The organism is Streptomyces clavuligerus, assembly GCF_005519465.1.
In the GTDB taxonomy this organism is placed as follows: domain Bacteria; phylum Actinomycetota; class Actinomycetes; order Streptomycetales; family Streptomycetaceae; genus Streptomyces; species Streptomyces clavuligerus.
On sequence record NZ_CP027858.1, the window covers coordinates 6,255,661 to 6,280,829 of the forward strand.

General features: G+C 74.3%; 15 protein-coding genes and 1 pseudogene. 6 read left to right on the forward strand and 10 right to left on the reverse strand.

Annotated elements, in window-relative coordinates; translation table 11 throughout:
* Positions 1-38: 38 nt before the first annotated feature.
* The 3 genes from CRV15_RS26340 to CRV15_RS26350 are packed head-to-tail and all read left to right on the forward strand — an operon-like array spanning position 39 to position 2,961.
* Entirely contained in the window at positions 39-728 is a 690-nt protein-coding gene (locus CRV15_RS26340) for a response regulator transcription factor (RefSeq protein ID WP_003959473.1), read from the forward strand.
* On the forward strand, positions 725-2,428 hold the full coding sequence (locus tag CRV15_RS26345) for an ATP-binding protein (RefSeq protein WP_003959472.1): 1,704 nt from the start codon (positions 725-727) through the stop codon (positions 2,426-2,428). Before CRV15_RS26340 ends, CRV15_RS26345 begins: the two co-directional genes overlap by 4 nt.
* A complete protein-coding gene (locus CRV15_RS26350; protein WP_003959471.1) occupies positions 2,425-2,961 on the forward strand; it encodes a hypothetical protein in 537 nt (178 codons plus the stop codon). Before CRV15_RS26345 ends, CRV15_RS26350 begins: the two co-directional genes overlap by 4 nt.
* Positions 2,962-3,042: 81 nt before the next feature.
* On the opposite strand, the gene CRV15_RS26355 is transcribed toward CRV15_RS26350, so the two are convergent.
* Together CRV15_RS26355 and CRV15_RS26360 are read right to left on the reverse strand one after the other, a co-directional pair.
* Positions 3,043-4,611 carry a hypothetical protein gene (locus CRV15_RS26355; RefSeq protein WP_003959469.1) on the reverse strand — a complete coding sequence of 523 codons (1,569 nt, stop codon included), beginning with the start codon at positions 4,609-4,611 and terminating at the stop codon, positions 3,043-3,045.
* Positions 4,612-4,923: 312 nt separating this feature from the next.
* Complete coding sequence (locus CRV15_RS26360) at positions 4,924-6,936, reverse strand: hypothetical protein (protein WP_003959468.1); 2,013 nt, start codon at positions 6,934-6,936, stop codon at positions 4,924-4,926.
* Positions 6,937-7,313: 377 nt separating this feature from the next.
* On the opposite strand from CRV15_RS26360, the gene CRV15_RS26365 reads away from it, so the two are divergent.
* A complete protein-coding gene (locus CRV15_RS26365) occupies positions 7,314-8,687 on the forward strand; it encodes a cytochrome P450 (RefSeq protein ID WP_003959467.1) in 1,374 nt (457 codons plus the stop codon).
* 107 nt (positions 8,688-8,794) lie between these two features.
* On the opposite strand, the pseudogene CRV15_RS26370 reads toward CRV15_RS26365, so the two are convergent.
* Positions 8,795-9,183: pseudogene (locus CRV15_RS26370) on the reverse strand (DJ-1/PfpI family protein); the annotation flags it as partial.
* Positions 9,184-9,403: 220 nt separating this feature from the next.
* On the opposite strand from CRV15_RS26370, the gene CRV15_RS26375 reads away from it, so the two are divergent.
* Positions 9,404-11,005, forward strand: coding sequence for a ricin-type beta-trefoil lectin domain protein (locus CRV15_RS26375; RefSeq protein ID WP_003959464.1), 1,602 nt, complete (start codon positions 9,404-9,406; stop codon positions 11,003-11,005).
* A 225-nt stretch (positions 11,006-11,230) separates the two neighbouring features.
* Positions 11,231-14,185 (forward strand): DUF6056 family protein, encoded by a 2,955-nt coding sequence (locus CRV15_RS26380; RefSeq protein WP_044972310.1) that lies wholly within the window; start codon positions 11,231-11,233, stop codon positions 14,183-14,185.
* Between the two features lie 138 nt (positions 14,186-14,323).
* Here CRV15_RS26380 and htpG read toward each other — a convergent pair whose 3' ends face one another.
* From htpG to CRV15_RS26415, 7 genes are all read right to left on the reverse strand, one after another.
* Positions 14,324-16,312: a molecular chaperone HtpG gene (gene htpG / locus CRV15_RS26385; RefSeq protein WP_003959461.1), complete on the reverse strand. Its 1,989-nt coding sequence runs from the start codon at positions 16,310-16,312 to the stop codon at positions 14,324-14,326.
* Positions 16,313-16,445: 133 nt separating this feature from the next.
* Entirely contained in the window at positions 16,446-18,056 is a 1,611-nt protein-coding gene (locus CRV15_RS26390; protein WP_003959460.1) for an FAD-binding oxidoreductase, read from the reverse strand.
* Between the two features lie 123 nt (positions 18,057-18,179).
* Positions 18,180-19,385, reverse strand: a complete 1,206-nt coding sequence (locus tag CRV15_RS26395) for a hypothetical protein (protein WP_003959459.1) — start codon at positions 19,383-19,385, stop codon at positions 18,180-18,182.
* A gap of 209 nt (positions 19,386-19,594) precedes the next feature.
* Positions 19,595-20,452 carry an SDR family NAD(P)-dependent oxidoreductase gene (locus tag CRV15_RS26400; protein WP_003959458.1) on the reverse strand — a complete coding sequence of 286 codons (858 nt, stop codon included), beginning with the start codon at positions 20,450-20,452 and terminating at the stop codon, positions 19,595-19,597.
* Between the two features lie 1,173 nt (positions 20,453-21,625).
* Positions 21,626-22,639, reverse strand: coding sequence for a hypothetical protein (locus tag CRV15_RS26405; protein WP_009995289.1), 1,014 nt, complete (start codon positions 22,637-22,639; stop codon positions 21,626-21,628).
* Positions 22,640-22,642: 3 nt separating this feature from the next.
* On the reverse strand, positions 22,643-23,680 hold the full coding sequence (locus tag CRV15_RS26410; protein WP_003959456.1) for an AAA family ATPase: 1,038 nt from the start codon (positions 23,678-23,680) through the stop codon (positions 22,643-22,645).
* Between the two features lie 5 nt (positions 23,681-23,685).
* Positions 23,686-24,990 carry a toll/interleukin-1 receptor domain-containing protein gene (locus CRV15_RS26415; protein WP_003959455.1) on the reverse strand — a complete coding sequence of 435 codons (1,305 nt, stop codon included), beginning with the start codon at positions 24,988-24,990 and terminating at the stop codon, positions 23,686-23,688.
* Positions 24,991-25,169 lie beyond the last annotated feature (179 nt).

The window sequence follows — 25,169 nt, forward strand, 5'->3', positions numbered from 1 at the left end:
CGGCCTGAGCAGGGAAACCGTCGCGCATAATCGGCCCCATGCCCCAGGTACTGCTGATCGAGGATGACGTGTCCGTGCGCGACGGCATGGAGCTGGTCCTGCGCAGGCACGGCTACGGCGTCGACACGGCCGCCACCGGTGAGGAGGCCCTCGCCCTGCTGGCCGGACCGGCGGGCACGGCCGTCGAACTGGCCGTGCTCGATCTCATGCTCCCCGGCATCGACGGCTTCGAGGTCTGCCGCAGGCTGCGCGCCACCGGCTCCACCGTGCCGGTGATCATGCTCACCGCGCGCGGCGACGACGACGACATCGTGTACGGACTGGGGGCGGGCGCCGACGACTACGTGGTCAAACCGGTGACCGCGCCGGTCCTGGAGGCCCGCATCCGCGCGGCGCTGCGGCGGGCCGAGCCGGTGCGGTCGGCCCGGGGCGAGAACCACGCGGGACTGGTCATCGACCGGGCGGGCCTCACCGTCACCAAACACGGCGCCGCCGTCGCCCTGCCCCCCACCGAGCTGCGGCTGCTGCTGGAGCTCTCGGCCTCCCCGGGCCGGGTCTTCAGCCGGGAGCAACTGCTCCAGTCCGTGTGGGAACACGACTTCCTCGGGGACTCACGGTTGGTGGACGCGGCCGTCGGCCGACTCCGCGCCAAGGTCGAGGACCGGCCCGCGCAGCCGCGCTGGATTCAGACGGTGCGCGGTTTCGGCTACCGCTTCGGACCGCTGTGAACGTGTTCCGCGCCCGCCGGACGCGCCGCCCCGGCGGGGACACGCCCACCGGGCCCCGCCCGGACCCGCCCACCGGCCCCGGTCCCCGGGCCGGTGCGCACGGGCCGATCCCGATTCCGGACGCGGACGGGCCCCGGGCCGCCGGGGACGAGCCGCGCCGCGCGGGGGGCGGCCCCCGCCCGGACGCCGACGGGCCCCGGACCGGTACGCGCGAGCCGGTCCCCGCCGCGAACAGGTCCCGCCCTTCGCGCGCCCTGTGGCGGCTCGGCGGGCTGCGCACCCGGCTCGTCCTCGCCTTCGTCCTGGTCGCCGCCGTCAGCGGGGCCACCGCGACGGCGCTCGCCTACCGCGAGTCGCGCAACGCCGTCCTGGACCGCAAACAGGACGCGGTGCGCACCGAGGTCAGGAACCGGATCGAGCAGGAGGCGGCCGACTTCGACATCCCCGCCGACGAGGTCTCCCTCACCCGCCTCGCCACCGGCATCGCCGACGGGCTCGGCAGCGACACCGTCGTGCTCGTCCAGTACCGCACCCTCACGGCCACGTCCGACGCGTCCGCCGACCGTACGTGGATCACCCCCGCCCTGCGCGCGGCGGTCCGCGACCGCAACCGTATGAGCTTCCAGCGGGTCGACCGGCAGGGCACCCCCTACCTCGCCGTGGGCACACCCGTCGCCTTCGAGTCGGGGACGCCCTCCGGTCTCGACGTCTTCGCCGTCACCTCGCTGCGGGCCGAACTGGAGGCCACGTCCGGCGTGGTCGAGGCGGTGCGCGACGGCCTCGTCCCGGTGGCGGCGCTCGCCGCCGTCCTCGCGCTCCTCGCCGCCGGAACGGTTCTGCGCCCGGTGCGCGAGCTGGGCCGGGCCACCCGCCGCCACGCCGCGGGCGACCTCGGCTCCCGTGCCCGGGTGCGCGGACGCGACGAACTCGCCGACCTGGCCCGGGACTTCAACGAGACCGCCGAGGCCCTGGAGACCTCCGTGGCCGAGCTGCGCGAGCAGGACGCCCGGGCGAAACGCTTCGTCGCCGATGTCTCGCACGAGCTGCGCACCCCGCTCGCGGCGATGACGATGGTCGCCACCGTCCTCGACGAGGACGCGGCGGCGCTGCCCCCGGACACCGCGCACGCCGCCCGCACGGTCAGCCAGGAGATCTCCCGGCTCTCCCGGCTCGTGGACGACCTCATGGAGATGTCGCGCTTCGACTCGGGAGCGGCCCGGCTGCACACGGCCGACACCGACCTCGCGGAGGCCGTCCGCGCCACCCTGGCCCTGCGCGGCTGGACCGGCCGGGTCACGGCCGAGCTGCCCGACGGCATCCGGGCCCGCGTCGACCGGCGGCGCGTGGACGTGATCGTCGCCAACCTCGTCGGCAACGCGCTGCGGCACGGCGCGGCGCCCGTGACCCTCACCCTCGCCGCCGACCCGGCGGGCGGCACGGTGACCGTCGAGGTCGCCGACCGGGGCCCCGGGCTGCCGCCCGAGGTGCTCGCCCATGTCTTCGACCGCTTCTACAAGGCCGACACCGCGCGCACCCGCTCCGGGGACGCCGGGCAGGGCAGCGGCCTCGGCACCGCCATCGCGCTGGAGAACGCCCGACTGCACGGCGGCACCGTCGACGCCGCCGACCGGCCCGGCGGCGGCGCCGTGTTCACCCTGAGGCTGCCGCTGCGGCCCGCCGGAGAGGAGGAGGACCGATGAGGGCCGCGACCGGAGCGATCCGCGCCGCGCTGACCGTCTCGGCGGCCGTCCTGCTCACCGGCTGCGGGGTCGGGGTGCACCCCACCGGCGTCCTCGACGGCGGCGCGGCCCCCGGCGGGCTGACAACCGGGATGCGGCTCTACTTCGTCTCCTCGGCGGGACGTCTGGAGGCGGTGTCGCGCCCGTCCGGCGAAGAGCCGTGGAAGCTGGGCAACCCCGACACCATCATCAAGCTGCTCCTGGGCGGCCCGTCGGAGGCGGAGCGCGAGGCCGGGCTCACCACCCTGGTGGAGATAGGCGGTTTTCGCGGAGCGGCCGGCAAGGGCAGGGTCACCGTGCAGATCCCGCACGCGGACCTGTTCATGTCGTCGGTGGACGACCGCAATCTGATGGGGCAGCTCGTGTGCAGCGTCGCGCGGGGGCAGGTCGTCGCCGACGGCACGGGGACAAAACGGACCGACGACATTCGCGTCGAGGTGTGGTCGATGGGTGGCCGGGAGGGGTCCTACGTCTGCTCCGACTTCCTGGGCTGAGGGACCCGGCCCCCGCTGAACGGGGTGGCGCCGCCCGGTCCTGCCGGTCCGGGCGGCGCCACCCGCGGGCTCAGCGGGAGATCACTGGGTGCGGTAGGCGTCGATCGCGGTCTGGGTCAGCGTGTTGCCCGCGGTGTCGGTCAGCTCGGCCCGCAGCGCGACCCGGGTGCCCGCGCGCGGATTGGGCACCGTCACCGCGCCGCCCTCGACGGGGAGCCGCTTCCAGGAGGCCCCGCCGTCCACCGAGTACGAGACCGCCAGCGAGCGGACCCGCCCCTGCGCGGCACCCGTCACGGAGACCGGGACCCGCAGCGGGGCGTACGCCTTCGCGGTGCCGAGCAGGCTCAGCGCGGGGGAGAAGCGCACCGCGCCGAGCGGCAGCGGCTCCGGACCGCCCGTCGTGTCCGACGAGAACGTCCACTCCGCGGTCACCCCGGGCCGCAGCCCGGGTGCCCCGGGCCGTCGCACCGTGCTGGTGAGCCGGTAGTCGGCGCGCCCCGGCGGCACGGTGAACGCGGTCGTCCGCGGGCCGTTCGGCGTGCCCGGCCCGGGTGCCACCGGCACGCCGTCGCGGTACAGCGTGGTCGTGGGCACCGCGTTCGACGAGGACCACGGCAGATGCCCGTCCCCGTCGGTGAGCAGCGGCACGTCGACGGCGATACGGTTCCCGTCGCGCACCGCGCCCGCCCGGCCGGTGAGATCCGGGCCGAAGACCCCGTTGTCGAAGGTGAGGGTCCGCGTCTGACCGGCCCGCAGGGAGAAGCCCTCGACCGAGTAGTCCGCGACGGTCGTCCCGGCGGCGTCACGGGCGTCGTAGCTCAGGCCCCAGGTGCCGCGCTCCGGTGTCACGAGATAGGTGCCGGTGCCGGGCGTCCTGAGCCGGTTGCCGTAGCCGATGGCCGGTCCGGGGCTCGGGTGCAGGCCGACGAGCGCGCCCGTGCTGTCGGCCAGGGCGGCGCCCCGGACCTTCAGCGTGGCCAGATCCTCACGTGCGGGGTGCCGGGTGAGCCCGTCCAGGGCACGGCTCCGGTCCGCGAAGTGGTACCCGAGCGCGTAGGCGCCGTCGGGGGTCGGCCAGTAGCTGTCGTACCACTGCCGCACCGAACCGGGCTCGGCGTCGGGACCCAGATGCGCGACGCGCAGCTCCGGATTCGTGACGGAGACATTGGTGGACTCGGTGGCACCGCCGTGCGTGACCGCGAGGTGCAGCGAGCCGACGTAGAACGCGGCGGCGGGGTCGGGCGGCCGGACGTCGACGGGGGCGGTGGTCCGCGCGTCGACGGTGACGGTGGTGTCGCCGTCCAGGTCCAGCCGGGGCTGGACGACCCAGTCCACGGGCGCGCCCGATGCGCCGGTGGTGAGCGTGGACTCCAGCAGATACCGGCCCCGGGGCAGTCGTACGGTGACCGTTCCGGTGGGGTCGTGGGGCGTGACGGACTCCGCGGCGCCCGGCCCGGAGATGCCCCTGACCATGGTCTCGTAGTCGCCGGTCGGGGCCCCCGACCGGCCGATGTGCTGGATCGTGAGGGCGTACGTCGCCGGTTCCGCGGCGAAGGCCGGGCCCGTGGCGGGCAGGGTTCCGCCGGTCAGGGCGACCGTGAGGGCCAGGGCGCCGAGGGCGCCGCGGCGGGACGGAGAGGAAGGGTTCATACCGGGTACTGCTCCGCCGGAGCGCGTGGTTCCTGTGAGCCGGGTCACTTCCCGGAGCTGTGCGTGCGATCCGGGGCGCCCGCGGGGGCGCCCGCCCGCCCCCGGTACGCGGGAGCGGGCGGGCGGCTGAGCCGGTGGGCGGCCGTCGCCCCCGAGCGGCGACGGGGGACGGGGCGCGGCCCCGGGGTGGTGACGGACGAGACGTCAGCCCGGGCGGTGACGGGCGAGGTGCCCCGGGGCGGTGACGGACGGGACGCCGCCCCTGGAGCCGGTGGCCGTCGGGCCGGAGCCGGTGGCGGTCGGGCCGCCGGATCAGAGCAGCAGCAGGACCACCGCCGCCCAGACCGCCGCCGCGACGACGATCACCGGGCCCAGGGGCGCCCCCTGTTCGGCGGCGCCCGCCTTCTGCTCGGGGCGCAGCTCGGGGTGGTGCAGAAGGGCCCGCAGCGCCTCGGCGGCCTTCAGCGCCGCCGAGGTCCTGCCCAGCCTGGTCTGGAACCAGTGGGCGCCGACGGGGGACAGATCGCCGTCGGCGCCGTTGCCGGACACCTCGATCTCGATGGTGTCGGGGCGGTGCCGGACAGCGATGACGGAGTCCCAGGGGATGTGCCGTACCCGCCAGGGACCGGCGACCCAGATGCCGTCCCGGTCGGCGGTCAGCCGCCAGTTCAGCGCCGTCGCGACCGCGTTCACCAGCACGGGGACGACGATCACCGCCAGCAGCCACTGCCAGGACGGGCCGTCGTCGAGCACGGCCCAGGTGCCGCCGCCCTGCACCAGCAGCAGGAAGAGGCCCACGGCGCGCGATCCGCCGTCGGCGGACCAGGTCAACGGTGCGGCCGACGGCAGCATCTCCGCCGCGATCGCGTCCGCGGGGCGGGGCGGACGGTCGCCGCGGCCCGCCCCGCCCCGGGAGCCGAACAGGCCGGACAGCTCCTGCCCCACGGCCCGTACGGGGGTGACACTCCGCTCGACCTCCACCTCGGGCTCGGCGTCGGCCCCGCTGCCGGAACCCCGCTCCGCCACGGGGGCGAGGAAGACGACCTCGGCCCCCGTGTACAGCGGGCCGTACAGCAGCCCCTCGCGCAGCGGAGGCACCGAACCCCCGCCCTTCAGCACCGCCTTCAGCTCCTCCTTCTCCCGCCGCCACTGCTCCGCCGCGGCCTCCTCGTCCTCGTCGTCCCCCTCGGTCCCGGTCTCGGCACCGTCCCGGCCGTCCTCGTCCTCGGCGGTATCGTCGGTGTCGTCGTCGTCCGTCGCGTACAGCGAGTGGAAGGTGAGCAGCGGGGTCTCGGCCACCGTGTCGTCGGCCGCGTACACCCAGGTGCGCCCGTCCTCGTGGCCCTCCCGCAGCAGGACTCTCAGGACCGGTACCCGTCCGCTGTCCAGCGCGCGGGAACGGCGGCGCCCGGTCAGCCCGTTGACGAGGAAGGCCAGGCCCAGCACCCCGCTCCCCAGCAGCAGGGTCTCCCATCCGAAGATGTCGTACGGCTCGGACACGAGCCGGACCCAGTCGCCGTCGACGACGATCTCCACGTCGGAGCCCACGGGGTAGTCCTCGGGGAAGGCTGTCTCCAGTGTGTACCGCCGGTCCCCGGCGGGCTCCCCCGTCTCGACCGTCCCCGCCGTCCCGGTCGGTTCGACGACCATCGACGACAGATCCTCGTCCCGCACCTCGACCGTGAGGACCCGGGCCGTCATCCGGGTGGCGCGATCCGCTCGTTCCTCATAGGCGCCGATGACGTCGAACGCCTGCCAGAGCGCGAACCCCGTGACGGAGAGCAGCAGTACACCGATGACCGATGACATCCGGCCACGGGCGAAGCGGCCCGCCGACTCGGGCAGCGGATGCCGCGCGGGCCCCGCGGCCTCCTCCGCGAGCGCCCGCTGTCCGCGTGTGGCGCTCAGCCGGTGCACCAGCGTGACGGCGACGAGACCGGCGGCGGCCAGAAAGCCGGACTCGCCCGTTCCGCTCGCCGGTGTCCCCGCGTCCAGCAGCCGGAACACGCTGATGGCCGCGAGGACGGCGATCGAGAGGAGCGCGTACCGGGGCTGCCGCCAGACCCAGTACGCGCAGAGCAGCAGCAGACCGAAGTGGAGGGGGAACAGCCAGTCGGCGCCGCACGGCTGCGCCGCCGTGCACGCCGGGACCGGCTCCCAGACGATCGCCCAGGCCACTCCGGCCGCCAGCACGAGCGTGGCGAACAGCGGATGGGCCCACCGCCCCGGCACGGCGGCCGACCATCTCCGGGCGTCGGCGGACCGCCACGCGACGGCCCCGGCGGGTATGTGTTCGGGTGGAAGGGGGAGAGGAAGCTCACTCACACCCGCAATTATCGGCCAGGTTGAAATCCGTCCGGGAGGGGGCCCGGCCCTCGGACATCCGGGCCGCGGCGGCGGCGTCATCCGGCCGCCCGCCGCGTCGTCCGGCGCCGCACACATCATCCGGCCACGCCACGCGTCACCCGGTACCGGACCCGGCCCGGCGCCGACCGCACGGTTTCCGCCAGGTCCGGGCGCCGCCCCGGTTTCCCCCCGTCCCGGCACGGTCATATCGGGTGCGAGACCACCGGACGACTCGATTCCGGCGTACCGTCGGACATCTGTCATGTGACGACTTCGCCCCTTCGCCGCCCGCCCGTGGAACACCGCAGCCACCCGCCCGCCGCCGTGACCGGAAGCCGACCGAAGGAACCCCCGCCATGGCTCGTCGCACCGCATCGTCGTCCCTCGCCCCCGCCCCGTCCGGCAGCGCTCTCGCCCCCGTCATGGGGGACCCCGGTCTGCCCTACATCGGGTACGCGCTCCACACGATGTGGAACCCGATTCGTCACTTCCGCCGCCGCTATGACCAGTACGGCCCCGTCTCCTGGGGGAACTTCCTCGGCCGCCCGATCGTCTCCGTCCAGGGCCCGGAAGCGGCCCAAGTGGTCCTCGGCAACCGGGAGAAGGCGTTCGCCTCCGGGCCCGCCTGGGACTACTTCATCGGCCCGTTCTTCGAACGCGGGATCATGCTGCTGGACTCCGACGAACACCTCAGGCACCGCCGCATCATGCAGCAGGCGTTCACCCGGGAGAGGCTCGCGGGCTATCTGGAGTACATCGACCAGAGCGCGCGCCGGGGCATCGACGCCTGGCGGCCGGGGCGGCGCACCCTGCTCCCGCTGTTCCGGCGGCTCACCCTCGACATGGCCCTCGACGTCTTCCTCGCGCTCGACCTCGACCGCGCCGGAAGCCACCGCGTCGAGCGGGCCTTCGAGGACGCCGTCCGCGCCGGACTCGCCCTCGTCCGCTTCCCGGTGCCCGGTCTGCGCTGGAGCCGGGGCCTGAAGGCCCGCCGCTATCTCGTCGACTTCCTCACCGGTCATATCCCGGCCAAACGGGACAGGGGAGGCGACGACCTCTTCGCGGTGCTCTGCGGGGCCCGTTCCGAGGACGGCGAACGCTTCAGCGACACCGATGTCGTCAACCACATGATCTTCGTGCTGATGGCCGCGCACGACACCTCCACCATCGCCCTGACCACCATGGCCTATTATCTGGCCCGCCACCCCGAGTGGCAGGAACGGTGCCGGGACCGGTCCCTGGCCCTCGGTGACGGCCCCGTCGACAGCGCCGCCCTGGACGCGCTGACCGAACTCGACCTCGTCCTGCGGGAGTCGCTGCGGCTGTGCCCGCCCGTCCCGCTGCTCCCGAGGATCGCCGTCCGCGACACCGAAGTCCTCGGCCACCACATCCCCGCCGGCACCTTCGTCGGGGTCACCGCCTTCTCCAACCACCGGCTGCCCGAGCACTGGCCCGACCCGGAGCGGTTCGACCCGGAACGCTTCGCGGTCGCGCGCCGGACCGAAATCACCCACCCCTACTCCTGGTTCCCCTTCGGCGGCGGCGTCCACAAGTGCATCGGGATGCACTTCGCGAACCTCCAGATAAAAGCGGTCATGCACCAGATGCTGCGCACGCACGCCTGGTCGGTCCCCGAGGGCTACACCTGGCGGCTCGACATGAGCACCCTGCCCGTCCCCCGGGACGGCCTGCCCGTGACGCTGCGCCCCTCCCCGGCGGCGGTCCGGTGACCCGGCCCGCGAGGCGGGCGACGGCGCCGCCGCCGGCCGCGGCGGGGTCCGCGTCGAGCGCTCCGTACGGTGTCGGCAGCGCCCGGGGGAAGGCCCGCCGGTAGTCGCCCGGCGGTCAGCCCAGCGCTCGTCAGGACGTCCACGTAGAGCACCGGGCCGTCGACCCGCACCCGGGGGTAGCGCCCGGAGAGCCGGGCGGTGTGCGTCCGGTGGGCCGCGGCCCGCCGCCCGTCCAGCAGCCCGGCCTCGGCGAGCGCGACGGCGCCCGTGCAGAGGGAGACCACGCGGGCCCTCTCGTCATGGGCCCGGCGCAGGGCCGTGATCAGCCCCGAGGGGAGCGGACGACCCTCCTCCGCACAGGGGTCGGGAACGGAGGGGACGACGACGGTGTCGGCTCCGGCCAGGTCGTCCAGCCCGTAGGGGGTCCGCAGCGCGAACCCGGCCCTGGTGCCGAGTGCTGTCCCGCCTCCTCCTCGCGGACGCCGCACAGCCGCAACGGACACCCGCCCGCCGCGACCCTGCTGTGGCGCACCGGCCGTACCGCGCTCCCCGGGCTGCCGCGGCGCACGGAGCGGCAGTGGGACGGGACGGCGCGCCCCGCGCCGCCGCCCCGGTGGGCTGACGCCCGGTTCCACCCACTCCGCCACGGCGCGTCGGTTGAACCGGCCACCCCGGTCCGATGATCATCGGACCGGGGTGGGTGGAAGGAGGTCCGCATGGGCCGGAACCGGCCTCTCGTCCGTTCAGCCGCAGCCGATGCCGCCGGTGACACGGGTGCCGCCCGTCGCACCGGTGTCGCGGACACCGACGATGGCACGGGCCGCACGGGCCGGTGCGGCCCCGGCCGCCGCGAGGGTGGCACCTCCGCCCCCTCCCGTCCCCGGGCATCGACGCTCGTCACCGCGGCCCTCGCCGTGTCCGCCGCCCTCGCGGCCGTCGTCGGCTGCGCGCCCGCGCCCGGCCCGGGGCACGCCCCCGGGACCCTGTCCGCGCCGCCCCGCTCCGGGACCCCGGCGGCCCGGGAGTCACCGGGCTGCCACCGCACCCTGGTCGCCGTGGCCCACCCCGACGACGACCTCTTCTTCCTCAACCCCCGGATCCGCGACACCATCCGGGCGGGCTGCCCCGTCGACACCGTCTTCCTGACCGCGGGCGACGGCGGCAAGAAGGACCCGACGGCGGCCCGGGAGTACGTCGACCGCAGACAGTACGGGGTCCGCGCCGCCTACGCCGAGATGGCGGAGGCCGCCAACCGCTGGGACCGCGACGACGTCCCGGCGGGCGGCGTCACGGTCCGCTCGTACCGGCTCGCCGACCAGGCCCGGAACACCGACGTCCGGCTCACCTTCCTCGACCTCCACGACGGTCTGCCCGAGGGGCAGCAGCCGAACAGCATGCGCAGACTCCTCACCGGGGAGACCCGGGAGATCGAGGCGTTCCAGGGCGGAGCGCGCTACACCGAACAGCGCCTGCTCGACACGGTCTCGGACCTCGCCCGGCTGGCCCGCGCGGACCGCATCCTCACCCTCGACCACGACAACGCCTCCTTCGCCTTCGGACTCGGCGGCGGGGTCGACCACGCCGACCACGGCACCGGGGCCCGCTATGTCCGCAGGGTGGGATACGCGCTCGGCATCCCCGTGACCGCCTACCTCGGCTACACCATGTCCCCGCTCGCCCCGAACCTCACCCCCGGCCAGGTGGCCGAGAAGGACGAGGTGGCGCGCTGGTACCTCGCCAACCGCACCTGCCACGCCAATGGCACCTGCGCCAGTGTGGCCCCCTACCGGGGCACGCTGCGCAAGGACTGGAGCCTGTGGGTCCACCGGCAGTACGAGGTGGTCCACCGCGCTCCCCGGCCGGGGGAGCTGCTGGGGGACATCGGCCGCACCACCCACGCCGCCGGACGCGACCCGGCGCGCTGTCTGGACCCGGGCGGCACACCCCCGGCGGCGGGCCCCGTCCGCCTCCGGCGCTGCGCCGGCTCCCCGGCCCAGCGCTGGGACATCGGGGGCGACGGCACGATCCGCCCGCGCGCCGACCGGTCCCGGTGTCTGACCGCCCTCGGCCCGTCCGCCGGACTCGAACCGTGCGCCACCGGCCGCGCCGAGCAGCGCTGGACCCGTGAACCCTGGCCCGACACCACCTGGAAACGCACGGCCTGGCGCATCGCGGGCGCCGGGAACCGCTGCCTGTACCAGGACGACCGGCAGTTCCCCGCCCACTGGGCGGACCGGGACCGGCAGGACCCCGGGCTGACCCTCGCCGACTGCGGCGGCCCGCCACGGCCCGAACTGTACTGGCGCTGGGGCGGCTGACCGCCCGGCCCGCCGAATCCCCCCGGCAAGCCGCCGCATTCCCGTCGCTCTCCCCCTTCTCCCGCTGTTCCCCGGGGCGCTCCCTCCCTGTGTCTCGGGGCGCCCCCTGTCTGTGTCCCGGGGCGCCGGGATTTCTCCGCCAGAGGAGTGAAGCCGTTCCGGAGATGGACGGCATACGCCTGTCCCCGGGAAAGGGAGACCGGCGGACGACCTAGGGTGACGGAGATGACCGCCGTGCAGCTCTCTGTCGTCGTGCCCTGCCGTCATGACTCCGAGGTGATCGAATCCCGTTATGCCGCGCTGCTGACCGCGCTGGAATCGACCCGGCGGACTTTTGAGATCTGCTATGTCGACGACGGCAGCGCCGACCGCACCCGGGAACTGCTGGGCGCGCTCGCCCGCGCCGACCCCCGGGTCCGCTACACCGTCTTCAGCCGCCCCTTCGGCCGGGAGGCCGCGCTCCTCGCCGGACTGCGCATGGCCCGGGGACAGACGGTCATCCTCATGGACAGCGGGGTCCGGCACCCGCCCGAACTCGTCCCCCGGATGCTCGCCCTGCACAGCGAGGGCTACGACCAGGTCGTGGCCGAACGGGACCGCACCACGCACGGACCGCTGCGCTCCGCCCTCCGCGACGCCGGTGACCGGCTGGTACGCCACTGCATGGACGTCGACGTCGGGGACGGCGCGGGCGATGTCCGGCTGCTGTCCCGGCGGGCCGTGGACGGGGTCCTCGCGCTGCCGGAGAGCAATCGCTTCTCCCGGGGGATCTTCTCCTGGATCGGCTTCGCGACCGCCGGCCTCACCTACCGCGAAGCCGCTCCGGGCGGCAGCACGGACGCGGCGGACCCGCGCCCGCCCCTGGGCAGACGCGCCGTCAACGAGGGAATCGACGGCGTGCTCTCCTTCAACAGCCGTCCGCTGCGGCTGGCCATCCATATCGGTCTCGGTATTCTGTTCGCCGCGCTCGCCTATGCCCTGTGGACCGCCCTGCGGGTCCTTCTGAACGGGGCGACCGTCCCCGGTTTCGCCACCCTGCTGACCGCCATTGTGGCGCTCGGCGGAATTCAGCTCATCACCCTCGGAGTCATCGGCGAATATGTGGGACGCATTTATCACGAGTCAAAACGCCGCCCGCACTATCTGATTCAGGAGACGGACGAGTCCCGGCGGCCGGTGCCGCTCCCGCAGCACGGCCCGTTGCCCGCCGCCGTCCCGGCGGGCGCGCGTGCGGCGTCCCGCCCGGCGGACGAGGGCGCCGGACCCGGCGGCACCGCCCGGCAGTTCCTCTCCTTCGTCCTCGTCGGATGCGTCAACACCGCCGTCTACTTCGCGGTCTACGTCACACTGAACCGCTGGACGCCCTATCCGGTCGCCCATGTACTGGGCTACACGGTCAGCGTCGTCGGCTCCTTCCTCCTCAACTCCTACGTCACCTGCCGGACGAAGCCCACCTGGCACGCCTTCATGCGCTATCCGATCTCCAGCCTGGCCGGTCTGGTGGCCGCGGGCTGTCTGCTGCTGCTCGCCGTCGGCCGGTTCGGCATGGACGAGAACGCCGCCGCCCTCCTCGCCGGGGTGCTGGCCACGCCCCTGTCCTTTCTGCTGGCCCGCTGGGCGATCACCGCGGGGCGCCGCCCGCCCGCCGCCACGGAGCCGCCGGAACCCACCGCCACCACGGACACCACCGGTGACTCCGGCCCGGCCGGGCCCGCGGCCCCGGGCGGCCCCCCACGGCGGCGGATCTCCCCGGCGGCCCTCCTCGCCCTCCCGCCCCTCGGGCTGCTCGCCGCCGCGATGTGGCTCGGCCGCTGGGTCCGCCCCGGCGCCGACGACTGGTGCTTTCTGCCCCTCGTCCGCGAGGAGGGCGTCGGCGGGCTGGTCGCCAAGTTCTACCTCCAGGACAACGGACGGATCGTCAACGCCGTGCTGACCGGCGCCTACGCGAAGTTCGACCTCGCCGGACACCAGGGGTACGCCCTCGTCAGCGGCGCCCTCGTGCTGGCCGTCCTGTGGGCCGTCACCGCCTCGGTCCCGGCCCGCGACTGGGGGCTGACCGTGCCGCGCGGGATGCCCCTGCTGCTGGCGGCGACCGTCGCCGCGCTCTTCCTCCTCGCGTCCCCCAACACGTACAAGACGTTCTACTGGCCCGCCTCCTCCGTGTCGCACACCCTGGCCCCCGTCCTCTCCTGCGCGGCCCTCGTCCCGCTGCTGCGGGCCCGGTCGCGCGGCGGGCGGATCGTCGCCCTCGTCGCCGTGTTCCTCGCCGGGGCCGCCCTCGGAACCCTCTCGGAGGAGTCGTCCGTCGTCGCCCTCGTCGTCCTCGCCGCCGCCGCGCTGCTCGGCCGCCGGCTGCTCACCGGACGGCGGCGCGCCTACGCGCGGGCCTGGTGCCTGGCGGGCATCGCGGGAACGGGCACCGGCATCCTCGTCCTGCTCACCTCGCCGGGCTCACGCAACCGCCGTGAGCGGTACGACGCCGAGGGCATGACCGTCATCGCGCCCGAGGTGCTCGGGGAGTCGCTGGGCGCCTTCCTGGAGATCCTGGGCACCCTGCTGACGACCTGGCAGTACCTGGGGGCCGTCGCCGTCGGGGCCCTGGCGGGCCTGCTGGTGCGCACCCCGCCCGGCAGCCGTCCCCTCCCGCGCCGTCACACGGCCCTGCTGGTGGGCTCCGGGGCGCTGGTCTTCCTGGTCGCGGGCTATCTGTGCACGGTCGCCGCCCACTCCGTCTTCGGCACCGGGATCGTGGTCGTCACCCGGGCCTGGAACGACTTCCTGCTGCTCTACGTCGTCCTGCTGGTCGCGGCCGGAGCGCTCCTCGGGAGGACCGCGGGACGGTACGGCCGCAGAGCGGTCCCGGCGGGCGCGCTCCGTCCGGCGGGCGGGGCCGGAGCGGCGGTGATCGCGGCGGCGGCGGTCTGGGTCACGGTCTGCGCGGCGCTCGCGCTCTCCCTCGCCCCCCTGGGCGACGCCATGCGGGTCAGGGCCGGCCAGTGGGACCGCCAGGACCGCTGGATGCGGGCGCAGGCGGCGTCGGGCGCCCGGGAGCTGCCCTACACCCCCACCTCGGTCGGCGGAATGGGGGAGCCCTTCGGCAAACACGGCTCCTGGCCCGCCGGTTGCGTCGCCGAGTACTACCGCGTCGACCGGGTCACCCACGCCACCCGCCTCCCCTGACCCGCGCGCGGGGGCGGGGACGGCCGGAGCCGGGACGTACCGCTGTCGCGGCGGACGTCCCGGCTCCGGTCAGGGTCGGGGCGGCCCCGGGAAGGCCGTCCGGGACAGCCCCGCACGGCCCCGGCCCGCCGCCCGGGGTCAGAGGGTCCGCTGCACCCGGTCGGCCACCAGCCGGACGAAGCGCGACGGGTCGCTCAGCTCCCCGCCCTCCGCCAGCAGCGCCATCTCGTAGAGCAGTTCGGCGTTCTCCCCGAGCGTGGTCTCCGCGGCGGCGGCAACCTCGGTACCGTCCGTCCCCCCGGCCCCGTCGGCGTGCGCCCGCCGCATCCCGCCCACCAGCGGATGGTCCGGGTTCAGCTCCAGAATCCGCTTGACCTCGGGCACCGGCTGCCCCATGGCGCGGTACATGTTCTGGAGCGCCGGGGTCACATCGCCCGCGTCCGAGACGACACAGGCGGGCGAGACGGTCAGCCGCGAGGACAGCCGCACCTCCTTGACCTGCTCACCGAGGTGCTGGGACATCCACTCCAGCAGCGCCGCGTACTCCTCCCGCTGCCGCTCCCGCTCCGCGCCGGACTCCTTCTTCTCGTCCTCGGTGCCGAGGTCGACATCGCCCTTGGCCACGGACCGGAGCTGCTTGCCCTGGAACTCGGGCACCGTGTCCACCCACACCTCGTCCACGGGGTCGGTCAGCAGCAGCACCTCGATCCCCTTGGCCCGGAACGCCTCCATGTGCGGCGAGTTCTCGACGGCCTGCCGGGACTCCCCGGTGAGGTAGTAGATGTGCTCCTGGCCGTCCTGCATCCGCTCCGCGTACTGCGCCAGCGTGGTCGGCTGCTCCGCGTCCCGCGTGGTGGCGAACGAGCAGATCCCGAGGATCGCGTCCCGGTTCTCGAAGTCGCTCAGCAGCCCCTCCTTGACGACCCGCCCGAACTCCGTCCAGAACGTGGCGTACCGCTCGGGCGCGCCGGTCATCATCTCCTTGACCGTCGACAGCACCTTCTTCGCCAGTCTGCGGTGCATGAGCTGGATCTGCCGGTCCTGCTGGAGGATCTCGCGCGAGACGTTCAGCGACAGGTCCTGCGCGTCCACGACACCCTTGACGAAGCGCAGATACGGCGGCATGAGCGCTTCGCAGTCGTCCATGATGAAGACGCGCTTCACATAGAGCTGGACACCGCGCTTGTAGCCCTGGAGGAAGAGGTCGCGGGGCGCCTGCGCGGGGATGAAGAGCAGCGCCTGGTACTCGAAGGTGCCCTCCGCCTGGAGCCGGATCGTCTCCAGCGGGTCGTTCCAGTCATGGCTGATGTGCTTGTACAGCTCGTGGTACTCGTCGTCGCCGACCTCGCTGCGCGGACGGGCCCACAGCGCCTTCATCGAGTTCAGCACCTCGGGCTCGGGGGCCGCCCCGGTGCCCTCCGCCGCCTCGGCGCCGTCCGTGCCGTCCGTGCTGTCGGTGCCGTCCGCGGCGCCCGCCTCGGGAATCATCCGGATGGGCCAGGTGATGAAGTCCGAGTAGCGCTTGACGATCTCCCTGATCTTCCACGGGGAGGTGTAGTCGTACAGCCGGTCCTCGGCGTCCTCCGGCTTGAGCCGGAGGGTGACGGCCGTGCCCTGCGGGGCGTCGTCGACGGTCTCGATCGTGTACGTGCCCTCACCGGTCGAGGACCAGCGGGTGCCGTGCTCCTCACCGGCGCGCCGGGTCACCAGGGTGACCTCGTCGGCCACCATGAAACTGGCGTAGAAACCGACGCCGAACTGGCCGATCAGCCCCTCGGCCGCCGTGCTGTCCTCGGCCTCCTTCAGCTCCCGCAGAAAGGCCGCCGTACCCGAGTTCGCGATCGTCCCGATGAGCCGCACCACCTCTTCGTGCGACATACCGATCCCGTTGTCCCGCACGGTGAGCGTACGGGCCTCCCGGTCGGGCTCGATCCCGATGTGCAGATCGGAGACGTCCGCGCCGGGCGCGTCGTCGCGGAGTGCGTCCAGCCGCAGCTTGTCGAGCGCGTCGGAGGCGTTGGAGACGAGTTCCCGCAGGAACACATCCTTGTTCGAGTAGATCGAGTGGATCATCAACTGGAGAAGCTGGCGCGCTTCCACCTGAAACTCGAACGTCTCAGTCGACATGGTCCCTGGTTCCTTCTCAGATCACCGGAGTGCGGATGCTGACCTGGGCACTGTAGATCAGAGGATTGCCATCCAAAATCCCGTCCCGGATCTTTCCGGTGGCGTCCGGCGGCTTCCGCGCGGTGACCCGGCGTCATTCCGCCGGTACGGAGAGCGGGTGCCGGAAGACGCCGAGCGGGTCCCAGCGGGCCTTCACCCGGCGCAGCCGGGGCGCGTTCACCCCGTGGTAGAGCGTCTGCCAGTCGACACCTGAGGTGTTCAGGGAGAGGTCCGCGAGATCGGTGTCGGGGTAGTTGACGAAGGCCCCGTCGCTGTTGCCGCCGGGTGCCGGGACCCCGCCGGTGTCCGCGTACACGTCCCGGTAGAACGCCCGTATCCAGTCGAGGTGGGCGGCGTCCTGAGCCGGGGTGTGCCATCCGGCCAGATAGACCAGTTTGAGTACCGAGTCCCGCTGGGCGCTCGCGGTCGCGTCCGGGGCGACGGCGTTGACCTGCCCGCCGTAGGTGTTGAGGGTGAGGCTGCCGTAGGCGTCCGTGTCCGTGCGGGTGAGATGGTGGTGGACGGCGGCGAGCTGACGGCCGGTGAACCGGCTCCGCAGATAGCCGGACTTGACCTTCAGCCGCCAGTCGCCCACCGCGTTCTCGCCCGAGCCCCGCAGGGTCGCCGTCAGCCACGGCAGCCGCCGGGAGGTGACCGACGCGGGGCGGGCCGTCCCCTCGGCGAGCGCGTCCAGATGCTCCCGCAGCACCCGCTCGGCCTCCGGGCCGTCCGCCGTGACCTGCCCGAAGAGGAACGGACCGCCCCCGCCGGTGGTCCGGTTGAGCGAGAACTCCGCGTAGAGCGCGGCGGCGGGCGACCCGGGGGCGCTGTTGCGCTCCGCCCACCGGCCGTGGTTGTCGGCCAGCCGGACGAAGGCGTCCCGGTCCAGCTCCCGAGGGTCCCACTCGGCGCGGAAGGTCAGCACGGTCGCCGGAGGGACCGGCAGCAGCCGCTCCGGCGGGGTGGCGCGGGAGGTCCCCGGCGAGCGGAACCAGTACCGGGTAGCCACCCCGAAGGTGCCGCCACCGCCGCCGGTGTGCGCCCACCACAGCTCCCGGCGGGGGTCGCCCGGCTCCCGGGTCGCGAGCACGCTCCGCGCCCGGCCCGCGCGGTCCACCACCACGGTCTCCACCGCGTACAGATGGTCCGACACCAGCCCGTACAGCCGGCACAGGGGGCCGTAGCCGCCGCCGGAGACATGGCCGCCGATGCCCACGTCCGGGCAGTAGCCGCCGGGAACCGTCACCCCCCAGCCGAGGTGGAGCAGCCGGTAGACCTCCTCCAGGGTGGCCCCGGGCTCCACCGCGAAGGCGTGGAGCGCCGGGTCGTACCCCACCGCCCGCATCCGGGACATGTCGATGAGCGTCCGCACCCGCGGATGGTCCACGAAGTCCTCGAAGCAGTGGCCGCCGCTGCGGACGGCGATCCTCCGCCCCCGGCGGACGGCCTCCTGGACACAGCGCACCACCTGTGCCGTGGACTCCACCGGCCGGACCTCGTCGGGGGTGCCCCGGAAGCGGTTCGCGCCCCGGCTCACCAGATGGCCGTAGCGCGGGTCGTCCGGCAGCACCCGGGGCGCCTCGGGCGCCGGGCCCCCGGTCCCGGCCGGGTCCGCCGCCCGTGCCGCGCCCGGCGGCAGGACCAGCCCCGCCCCCGCGAACGCCGCCGCCCCCAGCACCCGCCGTCTGCCGCGCTCCCCGCCCATGTCCCGTTCCCTCCGCCGCTGGTGGTAGAAGGGGGACAGTACGAAGCGCGGCGCGCGGAGGGAAGACCGCAGGGGGACGCGGCACCGGCGGGGCAGGACCGGGCGGCGGACCGGGGCACCCGGTCAGCGCGACGGCAGCGGCGCGAACGGGTTGGGGGCCAGCCCCGTCCAGGTGTGCAGCACCACGCGGCCGGTCTGCCGGACGATCCCGCCCGACTCCACCCGGCCCGCCTCGGCGAGATAGAAACGCCCGTCGTCCAGCGCGATCAGACCGTACTGACCGGCCGACTCGAAGCCGTACACCCCCGACGGCACGTGGTGCAGCCCCTGCGGAAGCAGGGTGAGCAGCTTCCCGTACTCGGGCTTCGCCTGTCCGCGCACCTGGCCCCAGTACGGGCGCTCGGAGCCGTCCACGACGAACAGCGAGTAGTTCGGGAAGGTCTTCTTCTTCCCCTTGTAGACGGCCATCAGCCAGTCGCCGCTCTCGTCGTCGTACTCCAGGTTCTGCACCCCGTAGGTGGTGTTCCCGGTGTACACGAAGAACTTGCCGTCGGGCACCGACGGGCCGCTGGTGTGCGGGTCGGCCTCGGTGAGCGGACGCTCGTACTTGCGCCAGCGCCGCACGTCGTACTGGAGCAGCACCTGATGGTCGTTGTCGGCCCGGGTGGTGTTCGAGTACACCCCGTACGCGACGGTCAGCCGCTCCCGGCCCGGACGGCCGAAGGCGGGACCGAAGGCGATACCGTCGATGCCGCTGCACCCGTAGCGGTGGTCGGGGGTGTTCCCCGTGTTGCCGTCGAAGACGCCGTCCCCGTTCATGTCGGCGGTGTAGTCCTCGACGACCTCCTTGAGATGGACCGTGGAGACCACACCGGTGGTCTCGGCGTCCATGTTCATCCGGGTGATGCGGTCCGCGTCGAAGATCGCGACATAGAACGCCTGCGCCGCCTTGTACTCCAGCGAGGCGTAGACCCGGCCGTCGGATCTGTTGAAGTCCATGTCGCCGAGGTGGCCGGTGAAGCCGGTGACGGAGCCGACGGGGGTGCCGCGCAGATCGGTCTTCACCAGCAGATTGGTGAACGAGAAGTACATGAACCCCTTGCGGAGGTCGAGGGCCGTGCCCTGGAGATGGCCGGATTCCCATGCCCCGCCGTCTATGGCCGGGGGAGCGGTGGGCCGGTGCTTGCCCTGTACCGCCGCACCGCCCGTCGGCTGGGGCGCGCGTTCCGGAGCGCGTTCCGGGGCGGCGGCTCGGGCGCCCTGCGCCCCGGCCAGTACCGCCGCCGTGGCGACGAGCGAGGTCAACAGGGCTGTGACGTTCCTTCGCATGGGCTCCTCCGCCGTCCTGTTCCTGGGTTTGAGGCATCCGGCCCGCCCCGCCGGAGATGTCCGGGCCTGAGAGTGATGCCCGGCGTGAGTGCACGGGAGACCAGCGGAATGTGAACGTGGCGCGTCTCGTGCGTGTGCGAACGGAAAGTACCCAGTGGAGAAAGAGGGAGGAGCCCGGCGGCGGGACGCCCCCCGAAGGGGGCCGCGCTTTAGGCGGTGTGGCCGACCACCGTGTCCGCGAGTCGGCTGAGCCGCTTCACGGTGCGTTCGTCGGTGGCGCCGGGGGCCGGGTCCATCCGCCGGTCGCGGTCGTAGTAGGCGCCGTTGACGATCTCGACCGCCGGGTCGCACAGCCGTACGACATGCCGGGCGCCCTCCGCCGCGGTGGCGCCCCGGTGGGCGTAGAGCGGCAGCAGCCCGGTCGCGCAGATCCCCGGGTGCACCGAGACCGCCGTGACCCGGGGGTCGGCGGCGAAGATCGTCAGCGCGAGCTGGGACTGGGCGTACGCCGCCAGCCGGGAGTAGCGGCGGGCCCGCTGCGGGTCGCTCCACTGGATGGAGCCGGTGCGGTGCAGCGAGGACGACACATGCACCACCCGGCCGCCCGGGTCGGAGGTCAGCGCCTGTTCGAGGAGGCAGGTGAGGAGATAGTGCGCCAGAAAGTTGACCTGGAAGGTCAGTTCATTGCCGTCGCCGGTGACCGTGTGGCGCTCGGGCGCGGCGACGGCGGCGTTGTTGACGAGCACATCGAGACGGGGGTGGCTCGCGGTCACGGCGCGCGCCATCTCGGCGACCTCGTCGAGACGGGTGAAGTCGGCGTGGAAGACCCGCAGCCGGTTCTCGGGCACCCCGGCAGTGGCGATCAGCCGGTCGGCCGCCGCCCGCGCCTCCTCGGCGGTGCGCCCGTGCAGCAGCACGGTGGAGCCGCCCTCGGCGAGCAGTCGCGCGGTCTCGTGACCGATACCGGAGGTGGCTCCGGTGACCAGCACGGTACGGGAACGCGCGGCGGCGGGGCCCGCGGTGGGGCCCACGGCGGAGTCTGCGGCGGAAAGGGGCGATACGGGCATCGGGGTTCCAAGGTGTCGGCCCGTGCGGACGTCGCACGGGTGAGGGGGAGAGGGTGTCGCGGTGGGCGACGGGAACGGAGCGGGGCGCCGGACCGGCGAGCGGTCACGGCGCCCCTGGGGCTGCGGACGCTCGTCAGCGTCCGGCAGCGGGCTCCGGGAGGCAGCGGGGCACACGAACGGGCGACGCCTGATGAGGCGGCCGGTCGAGAAGGAGCCACGCGCTGTTCACATCACCATCCGACCCCGTCCGGCACGCCCGCGCCAGCGTCGCCGCGCTTCCCTGATGCCGCCCTGACGCGGCCCTGGCGCTGCCTTGACGCGCCGTCGCCCGCGCCTGCGGGGTGCGGCTCCTGCGGTCCCCTGCGGTCTCCTGCGGGCTACGGGCCCGGTGATCCCCGCGGCCCCGGTGGCCCCGGGCCGTGTCGTCACCGTCCTGTCCGCGTTCGCGATGTCGTTCCCTTGTGTCTGGCGCCACCGGTGGTACCCCCGGCGCGGTGCGGGCGGTACCCGCAACGGGAACTCTCTCCTCCGCTGTGCGTCCGTGCGTACCCCGCGCCGCGACACCGGGGCTCCCGGGCGGATGGGGCCGGGCGGTGGGTCCGCAGTCGTCGGGTGACCTGGTGGTGCCAGGGGGAGGGTGTCCGTCGGGTCAGCCGTCCATGTGGGTGGCCGGTGCGGGGGGCGTGGCTCTGTACTGCGGGTCGTGAGGCCGGGGCCGGGGGTGCGGTGCTCCGCGGCCGTCCCGGGCGGACGGGGTCGGCCGGTGGGTCCGGTGGGTGCGGTGGGCTCAGCACCGGCCGGGGGTGCGCGGTCGTCGGGTGACCCGGTGGTGCCAGGGGGAGGGTGTCCGTCGGGTCACCCGTCCATGCGGGTGGCCGGTGCGGGGGGCGTGGCTCTGTACTGCGGGTCGTGAGGCCGGGGCCGGGGGTACGGCGCTCCCCGGCCGTCCCGGGCGGACGGGGTCGGCCGGTGGGTGCGGTGGGCTCAGTACCGGTCGGGGGTGCGCGGTCGTCGGGTGACCTGGTGGTGCCGGGGGAGGGTGTCCGTCGGGTCAGCCGTCCGGGCGGGTGGCCGGTGCGGGGGATGTCGCTCTGCACGTGGGTCGTGGGGCCGGGGTTTCGGGTGGGTGGTGTTCTCCGGCCGTCCCCGGTGGACGCGGCCGGGCCGGTGGGCTCAGTACCGGTCGGGGGTCCGCAGTCGCCGGGTGACCTGGCCGACGGTGGTGTGGCGGTCCCAGGGGACGATGTCCATCAGCTCAGCCGCCCACGCGGGCAGCCGGTGCGGCGGACAGGGCACGAAGGCCGTCACCCGGCACCCCGCGCGCCCCAGCCGCCGGGTCAGCTCCGCCCACTCCTCCCGCCCGCTCCGGCGCGGATGCGCCACCGGGCCGCCGGTCCCCAGATCGCTCAGGACCAGCACCCGCGTGCCCCGCGTCGGCGGGGTGTACGGCCCCCAGGACCAGCGGCCCTCCTCGCCCACCCCCCGCAGCGGCGAGTCCTCGAAGTACCGCGCCCGGGTGTGCTCCCGGCCCACGACGGCCCGGATCTGCGCCACCAGCTCCCCCTGGTCCCGGGCGAAGGGCTCCATGCCCACCCCCAGGTCCACCAGGATCTGCGCCCCGAACCGGAGCGTGGCCACGGGCCGCAGCGGAAGCCGGGCCAGGGCGTGCCCCCGGGCCAGCCGCCGCACGATCCGGGGGATGTCCGGCTCGCCGTCGTCCACCACCCGGGCCACCGCCGTCTGCACCATCGCCGCCGACGACCGGCGGGCCAGCAGCGGCTCGTACGGCGGCGGGGTGCCCCGGCGCACCGGCCCCGCGACGGGCAGCGCCGCCGCCCGCCACTCCCGTACGGGCAACGGCTCCACGGCCACGGGCGTCAGCAGCCGCGCCGCCGCCACCGGGGCGGCCGGGCCCGCGGCACCGGCCGCGCCGGGCCCCCCGGCGGCGTCCGCCGCCGGATCGGCCGGGGCGGGGGCGGCCGGTGCCTCCCGCACCGCCACCGTCTCCTCCTCGCGCGCAGGTGACAGGCCCGCCGGGGCGGCGTCCGGCCCCGGTTCCCGGGAGGCCCCGCCGCCCCGGGGGGCGAAACCGAGCAGCGCGGCGATCGTCCGCCGCCGCTCCCGGTCGCCGGGAGCGGCGAGCGCGAGGGCCGTCGCCAGATCCCCGAGCCAGATGTCGCCGGCCATCCGTCAGCCCCCCGGCTGCTGCGGCTTGAGCAGCGTCAGACTCTTCAGCAGCGGCCAGCGGCCGTCCGCGACGTCGATCCCCAGCGAGCGGCAGGCCCGCAGGGCGTCCAGGAACTCGGCGGTGCTCGGCGGCCGGATGGCCTGCGCCCGCGCCTCCTCGCGCGCCCGTTCGATCTCGGCGGCCAGCTCCCGCGCCAGCTCCTCGTCGGCGGCGGAGAACTCCCCGTAGTCGCTGCGGAAGTGCGCCTCCGCGATCTCCACCAGCCGTCCGGCGTCCGGCTCCGGCAGCGACGCGATCACACAGCGGCGCAGGAACGCCTGCGGCAGCTCCCGCTCCTCGTTGGTGGTGATGATCACCAGATGCCGCAGCGGCTCCGCGTCCCCCGCGGTCTCCTGCTTGCGGACGGTCTCCCCGGTCTCGGCGACCGTGAACCGGTGCGAGCCCAGCGGGACCAGCAGGCTGTTGGGCAGATCGGGGTCGGCCTTGTCGATCTCGTCCACGAGGACCACCGAGTGCGGACCGGTCCGCTCCGCGTTGATCTCCGCCCAGGCGTCGGGGCGCTCCGGGCGCCCCCCGCCGCCGCCGCGCGCGGACCGGGGGTCGAAGGCCCACCAGAGCGGCCCCGGGGTGACATAGCGCTGATCGTCCAGTTCGGTGCCCGCCGCCCGGACCTGGGCGTCGCTCAACCTGCGGACGTGGTCGTACGTCCACAGCAGATCGTCCGCCTGGGAACGGGAGGTGACCACGTGTTCGTAGTAGCGCCAGCCCCGCTCGCGGGCCACATAGGCGGCCAGCGAGGACTTCCCCGAGCCGGGTTCGCCGCGCAGCAGCAGCGGACGGCCGGTCGCCAGGGCCACCTCGACGGCCAGCGCCACATCGGGCGGCATGATGTAGACCTGCCCGTCCCGGGAGTCGGGGGAGTGGAGCGGCCCCGGCAACCCCCCGTCCGTGCCGGTGCCGGTAGGGGTGCCGGTGTGCCGGTCCGGGTCCCGGGGCCCGCCCGGTTCCGGGGACCGGTCGACGGCGGCCGGTGCGTCCATTCGGTTTACCTCCATGAGCCGTTCAGCCGCCTGGGCAGTTCGCGCAGGTCCTCGGCGAGTTGGTAGCCGAGGATCTCTTCGTCCTCGGTGAGCTGGGGCGCCACCATGACCAGGTCGTCCAGCCGCCAGTCGCGCAGCGTACGGTCGTCCGGCACCGTCCCGCCCGTGAGCAGGATGAGCACCAGCCAGGGGAAGCGGCGGCGGACCTCTCCCACGGCCTCGGCCACCACGGCGGGCCGGAGCGCCGAGACGTCGACGCTCAGACAGTGCAGGACGTTCTCCCGGGGCCGGAACCGTTCGGGCGGCACCCCCGGAGGGTAGTGGAGCAGCGCGCGGACGGCGTCGACGCACTCCTCGACCAGCTCCCCGGCCGCGTCCTCGCCGAGCGGGAGCCCCCCGGCGGCGGCGAGGTGGTACCGGTCCAGTTGCAGACACATCGCCCGGTCCACATAGTGACCCGCCGTGCTGTGCTGACGGGCGTTGAGGACGACCGCCCGGCTCCGCCCGCAGCCGGGCGGCGGGAGTATGTGCCGCGCGGACTCCCCGTTCACCCAGACGGGCAGCAACTGCGCGACCAGCCGGTGGAGCTGATCACTGCTGAGGTACGGGGCCAGCTCCATCAGCGCGCTCTTCAGCGCCGCGCCCTCCACCGTCCCCAGCAGCCGGTGGGCGAGGAGCAGGCAGGCCCCGGAGTCCGCGCGGACATCGGCCAGCTCCGCCTCCTCGATGCCGAGGGAACGGGCCACCGCCAGCAGCGGACGGTCGTTCCCCGTCTGCCGGAGCTGCTCCGCCAGCCGGGCGACCCAGACGCGCATGGGGTCGCCGTCGGCGGCCGGTCCCGGCTGCTCGGGGAAGCGCCCGAGCACGGACGCGGCCAGCCGCTCCGCGTACCCCCGCCGGGCGGCGCCTTCCCCGCCCTCCCCGCCGTTCTCCTCCCAGGGTTCCCGCGCGAACTCCACCGGCAGGACGTCCGAGAACCCGGCGTCCTTGAGCCGCCCCGAGGACATCTTCCCGACCAGTACGGGGATCACCCGGAAGCGCGGGTTGAGGGCCCGCCGCCACAACAGGATGTTGACCTCGCGCCGGACCCAGAAGGATTCCAGGGCCGCCTCGTTGAAGAGGACGACCGCCGCGTCGCACTCCGCGAGCCACTGGTAGAGCGTCGCGCACCAGTCGACCCCCGGGCGGAGCGCCTCCATGTCCACCCGTACCTCGAAGTTCTTCGAGGTGAGGCCGGAGGCGACCCGCTGGAGCACCTCCAGGGTGAGCGGGTCCCGTTTCGCGCTGTGACTGATGAATACCTGGGTCACCGCGCCGCCCGGCCCCCACCGCGCCGGGCCTCCGGCGCGGGCGCCGCCGGCGGACGGGGGACGGGCCGTCGCCCGGGACCGGGTGGCGTGGTGCCGGTGTGCCGACCGTATCGGTGCTTCCCCCCGTACGTGTCCACACCGCGATTCTGGCGGACGCGCGCGGGGTTCGGCAGAGTTTC

Coding starts and splice junctions, on each gene's coding strand:
- CRV15_RS26340 (WP_003959473.1), top strand. CDS start 39: ATGCCCCAGGTACTGCTGATCGAGGATGACGTGTCCGTGCGCGACGGC.
- CRV15_RS26350 (WP_003959471.1), top strand. CDS start 2,425: ATGAGGGCCGCGACCGGAGCGATCCGCGCCGCGCTGACCGTCTCGGCG.
- CRV15_RS26355 (WP_003959469.1), bottom strand. CDS start 4,611: ATGAACCCTTCCTCTCCGTCCCGCCGCGGCGCCCTCGGCGCCCTGGCC.
- CRV15_RS26365 (WP_003959467.1), top strand. CDS start 7,314: ATGGCTCGTCGCACCGCATCGTCGTCCCTCGCCCCCGCCCCGTCCGGC.
- CRV15_RS26375 (WP_003959464.1), top strand. CDS start 9,404: ATGGGCCGGAACCGGCCTCTCGTCCGTTCAGCCGCAGCCGATGCCGCC.
- CRV15_RS26380 (WP_044972310.1), top strand. CDS start 11,231: ATGACCGCCGTGCAGCTCTCTGTCGTCGTGCCCTGCCGTCATGACTCC.
- htpG (WP_003959461.1), bottom strand. CDS start 16,312: ATGTCGACTGAGACGTTCGAGTTTCAGGTGGAAGCGCGCCAGCTTCTC.
- CRV15_RS26390 (WP_003959460.1), bottom strand. CDS start 18,056: ATGGGCGGGGAGCGCGGCAGACGGCGGGTGCTGGGGGCGGCGGCGTTC.
- CRV15_RS26395 (WP_003959459.1), bottom strand. CDS start 19,385: ATGCGAAGGAACGTCACAGCCCTGTTGACCTCGCTCGTCGCCACGGCG.
- CRV15_RS26400 (WP_003959458.1), bottom strand. CDS start 20,452: ATGCCCGTATCGCCCCTTTCCGCCGCAGACTCCGCCGTGGGCCCCACC.
- CRV15_RS26405 (WP_009995289.1), bottom strand. CDS start 22,639: ATGGCCGGCGACATCTGGCTCGGGGATCTGGCGACGGCCCTCGCGCTC.
- CRV15_RS26410 (WP_003959456.1), bottom strand. CDS start 23,680: ATGGACGCACCGGCCGCCGTCGACCGGTCCCCGGAACCGGGCGGGCCC.